Genomic DNA, 3,719 nt, shown 5'->3' with positions numbered 1-3,719 from the left:
GCTTTAAAAGCGAAATCTTTGTCAAACTTTTTTCCAGATTCGTTTGCGGAAGTTGAAAACATCCAGCCAAATTTTTTTAAAAATTTATTATGATTTTTCTCTTTTACAACCCTTATCGCCTTTTTGTTTGGATATAAAAATGTGATTTTTTTGCTTCTTCTGACAAATTTTTTATATTTTTTTGGAACTTTTGAAAACTCTTTTAATCTCTTAAAACTATCTACGGAGATTAAAAATGGCTTATTAGGATCTCTTTTTTTGATTAAAGCAAGTTTTTTGGCATCTTGCGACAAAAACCCAACTGTAGTATCAGTTTGCACAAGATAGATTTTATAAGGGGAAAAAGGAGTGAAGAAGTTTTTTTTCAATTTCACTCCTTTAGATAATCTTGAAGAGCTTTTGGCTCTAGTTTTGCCTCTTTTAATTTTTTTATGGCTTCAGCCGCGACTCTTGCAGCAGCAATAGTCGTAAAATATGGAAGATTAAATCTCAAAACCGCCTCTCTTATTCTCTTTGCATCATCCTTGCTTGCTTTATTGTCGCTGGTATTAATAACTAGATCAATCTCGCCGTTTTTTATCATATCTTCAACATTTGGGCGCCCTTCGCTTATTTTTAAAACTCTTGTTGATTGAACTTTGTTTGCTTTTAAAACTTCATGGGTCCCAGAAGTTGCAAAGATATTAAAACCAAGATCTATATATATTTTTGCAATATCCGCCGCATAAGGTTTATCATAATCGGTCAAAGATAAAAATAGATTTCCCCCATAGACCAACCTATTGCCAGCTGCAATTTGGGATTTTGCGAAACTTATACCAAAATTGTCGCTTATACCCATAACTTCGCCGGTGCTTTTCATCTCAGGCCCTAAAATGAGATCTGCCCCAATTAATTTATTAAAAGGAAACACCGCTTCTTTAACGGAAATATGGGATTTTAATTTCGGTTTTAATATTCCGTTCTCTTGGGTTACAACGCCATATTTATCATAAAATTTTAAAGCCTCTTTTAAATCCCCTTTTATCATAACCCTTGTTGCAACTTTCGCTAAAGGAACGCCGGTTGCTTTAGAAACAAAAGGAACCGTTCTACTAGCCCTTGGATTTACTTCGATAAGATAAACTTTATCTTTATATATCGCATATTGAATATTTAAAAGTCCTTTTACCCCAAGACCCAAGGCGATTTTTTTAGTTTGATCTTCTATAATTTTTAAAATATCCTCTTTTATAGAGACTGCCGGCAAAGAACAAGCACTATCGCCAGAATGGATTCCCGCTTCTTCTATGTGTTGCATAATTCCGCCGATATATACATCTTTTCCGTCACTTATAGCATCTACATCAACCTCTATTGCGTGATCTAAAAATTTGTCTATTAAAACGGGCGATTCGTTGCTAACGCTAACTGCTTCATCCATATACTCTTTTAGTTCCTCTTCGTTATATACTATTCTCATCGCCCTGCCGCCAAGAACGTAGCTTGGCCTAACAAGAACAGGATAGCCTATTGTTGCGGCAATTTTTAAAGCCTCTTCTTTTGTGGTTGCGGTTCCGTTCTCAGGCTGCAATAGATTGTTTTTTGTAACAAAATCGCTAAATTTTTCTCTATCTTCAGCAAGGTCTATAACCTTTGCGCTTGTTCCTACTATTTTAGCGCCTATGGTAGTTAACGGTTTTGCAAGCTTTAGGGGAGTTTGTCCTCCAAAATGAACTATAACGCCGTCTGGTTTTTGCGTCTCTATAACGCTTCTAACTCTTTCAAAATCGATAGGCTCAAAATATAAAATATCGCTTGTGTCATAATCTGTAGACACAGTTTCTGGATTGCAGTTATACATAATAGTCTCAATATCCATATCCTCTAAAGCAAACGCCGCGTGAACGCAACAATAATCAAACTCAATGCCCTGACCTATCCTGTTTGGTCCCCCGCCGATTATTAAAACTTTTTGCTTATCTTTTGATTTTTTTACTTTCTTGCTTTCTAACTCTCTAACTTCTTTACTAATATTAGTAGTTGAGTAAAGATAAGGGGTTAACGCTTTAAATTCCGCCGCACATGTATCTACTTCGTTATATTCAAGCTCTATATTTAAATTTTTTCTTGCATTATATATATCATTTTCGCTTAAATTGGTATGCTCTTTTTCGTTTATTATTTTTGCTATCATTTTATCGCTAAAGCCGATGGTTTTGGCTTCTCTTAAAAGATCTTCGTTTTGCAAAATATCAAGATCTATATTGTCTTCAAATTTCACAATCTCTTCGATCTGATATAAAAACCATCTATCGATATTACAAAGCTCATAAACATCATCTACGCTCAATCCTTCTCTAAAGGCTTGAGCTATATATAAAACTCTTTTTTCGTTTGGCCTTCTAATCTCTTTTTTTATCTTTTCAATATCCCCGTCAATTTTTTCAAATCCGCTAAGACCGGTTTCTAAAGAGCATAAAGCTTTCTGGAAAGACTCTTTAAAGGTTCTTCCTATCGCCATAACCTCTCCAACACTCTTCATAGAGGTTGTTAGCGTAGAATCGGCCTGAGGAAACTTCTCAAAAGTAAATCTCGGGATTTTAGTGACGATATAGTCAATTACCGGCTCAAAACTGGCAGGAGTGCCGGTTATATCGTTTTTTATCTCATCAAGAGTATATCCAACCGCAAGCAGTGTAGCAACTTTTGCTATAGGATATCCTGTTGCCTTTGAAGCTAACGCAGAACTTCTGCTAACTCTTGGATTCATCTCGATGACGGTCATTCTTCCGGTTTTTGGGTGAACCGCAAATTGGACGTTACTTCCTCCCGTATCTACTCCTATCTCTCTAAGAATCGCAAAGGAAGCATCTCTCATTCTTTGATACTCTTTATCCGTTAATGTTAAAGCTGGAGCGATAGTTATAGAATCGCCGGTATGAACGCCCATAGGATCTAAATTTTCTATAGAACAAACTATTATACAGTTATCCTCCTTGTCCCGTATAACCTCCATCTCATACTCTTTCCATCCAAGAAGGCTCTCTTCTATAAGTATCTCATTTATAGGACTAGCTTCTAAACCTTTAGCCGCCAAAACTTTAAACTCGTCTATATTATAAGCAACTCCGCTTCCGCCGCCAGCTAATGTGTAAGAGGCCCTAATAATTAAAGGAAAGCCTATCTCTTTAGCCGCTTCAACGGCTTCTTCTAAAGAGTATGCGTATCTACTTTTTGGAAGGTCCATTCCGATTTTTAGCATAGCCTCTTTAAAAGCTTGTCTATCTTCCCCTTTTTTTATAGCTTCTGGTTTTGCACCCAAAAATTTAATGTTTTCAAGCATTCCTTTTTCATACATACTCATAGCTACGTTTAAAGCGGTCTGTCCGCCCATCGTAGGTAAAATAGCGTCAACTTTCTCTTTTTGTATGATTTTATAAACTATCTCTTCAGTAATTGGTTCAATATATGTTCTATCGGCAAACTCTGGATCTGTCATGATAGTTGCTGGATTGGAGTTTATAAGAACTACTCTATATCCAAGCTCTTTTAATGTTTTTGTAGCCTGAGTTCCAGAATAGTCAAACTCGCACGCCTGCCCTATTACTATAGGACCAGAACCTATAAGAAGTATGGTATTAATATCTTCTCTTTTTGGCATTTAACACCCTTATGAAGGAAATTTTAGTATTTTACTAAATAGTTTATAAAAATCTTGTTATATTTGGATATTAGAG

Annotated in this window: 2 protein-coding genes; both read right to left on the bottom strand. The window is 35.8% G+C overall.

Features of this window, described 5'->3' with window-relative positions; translation table 11 throughout:
* Nucleotides 1-368, bottom strand: a 368-nt coding sequence (locus AC30RD_RS01995; RefSeq protein ID WP_489492489.1) for a Sua5/YciO/YrdC/YwlC family protein, incomplete at its 3' end; no start/stop codon positions are given.
* Nucleotides 369-370: 2 nt separating this feature from the next.
* Entirely contained in the window at nucleotides 371-3,643 is a 3,273-nt protein-coding gene (gene carB, locus AC30RD_RS01990; protein ID WP_489492488.1) for a carbamoyl-phosphate synthase large subunit, read from the bottom strand.
* Nucleotides 3,644-3,719 lie beyond the last annotated feature (76 nt).

It is taken from the genome of Nitrosophilus sp., assembly GCF_982775275.1.
Note: the sequence above shows the minus strand (reverse complement) of the source record. Positions and strands in the feature narration are given on the sequence as shown.

Excerpts from the sequence above, each read along its gene's own strand:
- carB (WP_489492488.1), bottom strand. The coding sequence starts at position 3,643 with ATGCCAAAAAGAGAAGATATTAATACCATACTTCTTATAGGTTCTGGT.